Origin of the sequence: Acidovorax sp. HMWF018 (genome assembly GCF_003061035.1) — a bacterium.
GTDB classification, from domain to species: domain Bacteria; phylum Pseudomonadota; class Gammaproteobacteria; order Burkholderiales; family Burkholderiaceae_C; genus Acidovorax; species Acidovorax delafieldii.
Genome location: NZ_QAIM01000178.1, coordinates 1 through 4,723 on the forward strand (window position 1 = coordinate 1; position 4,723 = coordinate 4,723).

Consider the following 4,723-nt stretch of genomic DNA (forward strand, 5'->3'; position numbering starts at 1 on the left):
AAAGTCCATCGTCACTGACTGGCTGAATACCATGCAAGAACAGGAGCGCGCTACTGCCATCTGCTTTTCCAAGGAAGCGCAGGATGCAGGGGCCTTCGCGGAAATTCGAGAGGGCCGCGCAAGCAACCCTCATTACCAAGCGTTCCTGGACACGCTTGAGCAGGACGAGCTGGACTCCATTCAAAGCAACGCACCGTTCTTTGCCTGGATGTCTAGCCGCCTGGCAGAAATGGGAGGCTCCGGGAAGCCTAGCCTTGCATACGTGCGAAGCTATGCGGACCAGCATCTTTCGCGCAGAGTGGCCTCCACTCGCGAGAAAGGTGAGGCTCTGGCATGACCCCCGCTCAGCGCGTTTTGGCGAGTCCTCGTCGCCAGCGGTTCTTCGGTCACATCCGAGCGACCGATGTGCTGCCCGTGTTCCATCTGGTGCGCGTGGCCCAAGCCAAAGACCAGTACAGCCCTCTCATGCGTCTGGCAGCGCTTCGCAACCTGGTTGCGTCTGCGCCGCTGGAAGTGACCAAGGGGCGCTGCTACTTGGAGCGCCGCCGCCTTGTCAGGGCCCACTACGGGATCTGACGGACGGGGCAAATCGCATCAACCCCAGGGCTTTGGCTCTGGCGGTTGCCTGCCTTAGAATGGAAGTGCTCGCATCAAGCGAGTGCTTTCCAAAGCGTCCATCCTTTACGGGGCTCTTTGGAAAGCGAAATTGACACCAGTGGCTACGCCACCGGTTCATAGCTCCTAGCTTGGGGAGTCGAAACAACCAGCACGAAAGCTCATCTGAGCACTTTACAAACCCGGACGGGCACCATTGCCCGCTGGGGCATGGGCTTGTCTTCTTCACAAAGGAGAATCCCATGAAAGAATCCTCAGCCAGTCTGGCTGCGAGCGTGGCTCTTAGCGAGAGCACCGCGAAGCGAACGACGAAGGTCATTGTGGAGATGGAGATTTCCCATCACCACGGCGGCCTGGCAACCGATCAAGGCCTTTCTCGCTGGCTCAAGGCCTGCCTGAACTGCAACTCCAACAATGCCACGGTTGAAATTCGTTCGATCCAATCGGTCGAGCAAAGCGACCCGGCCATTGCGAGAATTGACGGAGCCTTCGAGACCGTGAACACGCTACTGGACGCCTCTGGCGCACTGGATAGCGAAGCCCTACAGCGTGCCGTTTATCAGCTCAGGCTGGAAATTGCGCGTGCGCAGAAGAACCAAGTCCGCATTGACGCGGCCGAGGAGAGTCTGCGTGAATTGCAGGCAGGGTAGTGCGCCCCCATTTTTTCAACCCCTGCGGTGTTTCGCGCCGCAAGGCGTGAGGTGCCGCGCGTCCCCAAGGAAATCACATGCAATCGAACTCCACTTCTCAGCAATCTGCAGTGGTGCTGATCGAGCCAGGACAAGAGCCCGCATTCAGAAAGCGTCTTGAATCGCTCAACAAGAAGGCCAAGGCATACGGCCTTGAGCCAATCGCAATCCTCTCGGCAACGACAGAGTTTTTCGAGCGCAAGGTCGAGCAGATCGGCCGTTCAGAAAAGCTCTTGTCTTACCTGGTGCCTGCGCAAGCCGGGGGAACCAGGAACCCCATCCAACTCAAGCGATTTCGTATTGAGTACCCCACCATCAAGCTGGGCAACTGGCAAGTTGTGGGGAAAGTCGAAGCCTTCGAAGGCGGGAACTTGCAGTTCCAAGTCACCCAGGAGGTTCGCGACACCGAGGCCATTGCCAACTTTGCCTCGCGCCCCATCGGCTGCCAGCACTGCAACACCAAGCGCCGTCGCAAGGATGGCTTTGTGCTGCGGGATCAGTCCAGTGATGCCTACATGCAAGTGGGCGGGTCCTGCCTGCAGGACTTCACCGGCATTGACCCTGCTGCCGCGCTTTTCCTGGCCAAGATGTGGGATGTCTTGCGCGCAGAGGAGGATGACCTCCGGGAGTTTCTCGGATCAGGAAGGCGCAACGCCATCAGCACGCGCGAGTTTCTTGCGGGTGTTTGTTTCCTGGCTGCGACCTCGGGTTTCGTCTCTGCGGCAAAGGCACGCGAGCTTGGCATTCCTGCAACCTACCAGGAAGTCCCTGGGCTTCTTCGTACGTTGATGAATGACGAGAAGTTGCGACAGCAATACTGCTCCATGGAGGAGAAGCATCTTGCGACAGCAGATGCCATCCGAGCATGGGCGGCAGAGTTGCCAGAGACATCCAGCTTCAACGCGAACCTGCGGCTACTGCTGAAGGAGGACGCGCTGGCGCTGGATCCCAAGCATCTCGCCTTTGCTGCAGCAAGCTGGGCCATGTACACCAAAGCCACGGCAGAGAAGCGAGACATCGCCATCAGCCGTCACGTTGGTGCGCCTGGCGAGAAGATGACACGTCAACTCACCGTGCATCGCACCGTCCCTTTGGAAACGCCTTACGGCGTGTCTATCTTGGTGCTTTTGCGGGACATGGACGGCAACCACCTCACCTGGAAGACCAGCGCATGCCCTCGGGCGTTGCTGGACTTTGACGATGAGCCACCTAGCTTTGAAGCGAGTTTCAAGGTGAAGAAGCATGAAACCTACAAGGGCCTTTGCCAAACAGCCATCACCCACCTCAAGGTGCTCGGGATGGCTGAAGTAGCCCAGGCCGCCTAGTTTGATTGCGTCTAAAACTATCGGAACTTCGTGTTGAATTGCTAGTTTTTATGTCCTCAGGGCGGCCGCGTGGGCGCTTTTGATTTTTTGACCCTTGCGGGCGCCTGTCCCGCAATGGGGCTGGTGCCCGCTCTTTCTGGAGTGAGCATGAAAAAAACAATCGAGTTCGTGTCGATCGTCACCACGGCCAAGCCCCGCCTGCGCTTCAGCATCATTGAGACGGGCGAGCGGATCGGCTTTGGCCATGAGCAGTTCGCGGACCAGCCCAAGGTTGCATGCGAAGAGCTAAGCAACGGCATCGAGGCCACCCGCACATGCGTGGTGAATGCGTCGGAGCTTGCCGCGCTCGACGCCGTTTGCGTCTTCGCGCCTTTTCCCGGCACGGGAATGAGTGGGGTAGATGCAGCGCGTCTGCGTGAATGGGTGAAGCATCACATCGATCGCATCGCCATCAAGGAAGATGTCATCCGGCGATGGGTACGGGCCACCCCGGAGCAGACCCAGCAGGTGCTGCACCTTGCACGGGTCTCCAATCGCTACGCAAACAGCGCCTTCCGGTGTCTGTCTGATGGCATTCAGTCGCGTCTGGCTAAGGCGATCCTGCAGGTTGTTCCTGCCCCGGATCTCCAGCCGCGCTGACATGAACGGAAGTTCTGCACCCCTTCGGGGATGCAGCGCTTTCTCAAGGGTCCCTCGGTCCTTTGAGAAAGCGATTTCACACCCACCGACCTAGCGTCTGTGGTTTGAATCGGCAGCTTGGCCGTGCCCCAAAAGGCGAATCAGCAATCAACCGGCGAAAGCCGATTTCACCACCCCGGACGGGCGCCTTGCCCGTTTGGGTGGGTCCGTCCATTTCATTGGAGAGACCCATGAGCAAGCAAATTAGCGCAAAAGAACTGGCAGAGATCGTCACCAAGCTGTTGACGGCCGACTCCGGCGAGGTCGATAGCTTTGAGGCCTTCCAGGGCTTCATGACCGACATCGCCAAAGTCGTCTGCGATTACTGCGGCGGCGAGGTGCAAAACCCTGCTGACAGGATCGATGACGAGTGGTATGTCGGAATCCATGGCAACGATTCCCTCCCCGACGCCTTTGGTGGCATCTGGCGGGAATACGACCCGGAGGGCGAGCTTTTCGACGCTAAGCAGGAAAGCCTGTGCAGCGATTGCGGCCAAGCGGTGAGCACGTTGGTGGGCTGCCCCGATGGGGCGGAAATCTGCCAAAGCTGCTTTGACGCAGGCGCGCACTGACTCTTGTACACACCCTGACGGGCACTGCCCGTTCGGGCCGGTGCCCGTCTCTTTTTTAGGAGAACGGAAAATGTCGAAAAACACACACCAGCAACTCGCTCGCATCAGTGAACTCGATACAGCTATCGATGCCGCTGCGGACAAGGGCGATGATGCTTTCTTCGCGGCGGTAGCAGCAAAAGATGAGTACATCGACTCGCAAGGTATCGACCGCGACCGACTGGAAGTAACTGGCCGGGAAGCGCAAGGAAACGTGTCGAACTACATCGAGAGGCCACACCAAGTTCAGTATGTGATTCATTCATTGAGTGAGTCAGATGTTGACCTTGATGGAGCCGTAGGAGCATTCTGGTCAAATGAAGATGGCTGGGGTTCGCTCCAATCTGCCACCCTGTTTTCCACTAAGGAGCGCATGAGCTTGAATTTGCCTATGTCTGCAAAGCTGGATGCGGAGTGGATGTTGGCGGAGGAAGCCCGTGATCTCGATGCAAATAGGAATCCGCAAGGAAACGTGACTGAACTCGCAAAATACGTCGCAGACTTTGAACGCGGGTTAATTGCATCACGCGGGGCGATCAATGATGCGAACTTCGATCAAAAGAGACTTGCGGCCTCAAAGGATGCCATTGCATCAGGGTCCGATCACGATCTAAAGGAATGCCTGATCTGGTGGACTGAGGCAATTGCATCAGGTTTGCTTTTTCATGTGCAAGGAAACGTGGAGCATGCAACGCATAATCGCTACGCACTAGGGAAATCCTGCAAAACCTCCCCCGATGTTTGGTAGTTGTCAGCCGGCCGTGGCATGCTTATCGGCCATGAAACAAAGCAGCCTTGGTCTGGA

Annotated in this window: 7 protein-coding genes; all 7 read left to right on the forward strand. The window is 57.5% G+C overall.

Annotated elements, in window-relative coordinates; translation table 11 throughout:
• A partial coding sequence (locus DBR23_RS29560) for a hypothetical protein (protein WP_158276433.1) occupies positions 1-337 on the forward strand: 337 nt, incomplete at its 5' end.
• Positions 334-576 (forward strand): hypothetical protein, encoded by a 243-nt coding sequence (locus DBR23_RS29210; protein ID WP_146191255.1) that lies wholly within the window; start codon positions 334-336, stop codon positions 574-576. The genes DBR23_RS29560 and DBR23_RS29210, both read left to right, overlap by 4 nt.
• A 281-nt stretch (positions 577-857) precedes the next feature.
• Positions 858-1,265: a hypothetical protein gene (locus DBR23_RS06680; RefSeq protein ID WP_108497715.1), complete on the forward strand. Its 408-nt coding sequence runs from the start codon at positions 858-860 to the stop codon at positions 1,263-1,265.
• A 77-nt stretch (positions 1,266-1,342) separates the two neighbouring features.
• Entirely contained in the window at positions 1,343-2,629 is a 1,287-nt protein-coding gene (locus tag DBR23_RS06685; RefSeq protein WP_108497716.1) for a hypothetical protein, read from the forward strand.
• A 147-nt stretch (positions 2,630-2,776) separates the two neighbouring features.
• Entirely contained in the window at positions 2,777-3,268 is a 492-nt protein-coding gene (locus DBR23_RS06690; RefSeq protein ID WP_108497717.1) for a hypothetical protein, read from the forward strand.
• A gap of 230 nt (positions 3,269-3,498) precedes the next feature.
• Positions 3,499-3,879 carry a hypothetical protein gene (locus DBR23_RS06695; protein WP_108497718.1) on the forward strand — a complete coding sequence of 127 codons (381 nt, stop codon included), beginning with the start codon at positions 3,499-3,501 and terminating at the stop codon, positions 3,877-3,879.
• 70 nt (positions 3,880-3,949) lie between these two features.
• A complete protein-coding gene (locus DBR23_RS29890) occupies positions 3,950-4,666 on the forward strand; it encodes a hypothetical protein (protein WP_199227652.1) in 717 nt (238 codons plus the stop codon).
• Positions 4,667-4,723 lie beyond the last annotated feature (57 nt).

Coding starts and splice junctions, on each gene's coding strand:
- DBR23_RS29210 (WP_146191255.1), top strand. CDS start 334: ATGACCCCCGCTCAGCGCGTTTTGGCGAGTCCTCGTCGCCAGCGGTTC.
- DBR23_RS06680 (WP_108497715.1), top strand. CDS start 858: ATGAAAGAATCCTCAGCCAGTCTGGCTGCGAGCGTGGCTCTTAGCGAG.
- DBR23_RS06685 (WP_108497716.1), top strand. CDS start 1,343: ATGCAATCGAACTCCACTTCTCAGCAATCTGCAGTGGTGCTGATCGAG.
- DBR23_RS06690 (WP_108497717.1), top strand. CDS start 2,777: ATGAAAAAAACAATCGAGTTCGTGTCGATCGTCACCACGGCCAAGCCC.
- DBR23_RS06695 (WP_108497718.1), top strand. CDS start 3,499: ATGAGCAAGCAAATTAGCGCAAAAGAACTGGCAGAGATCGTCACCAAG.
- DBR23_RS29890 (WP_199227652.1), top strand. CDS start 3,950: ATGTCGAAAAACACACACCAGCAACTCGCTCGCATCAGTGAACTCGAT.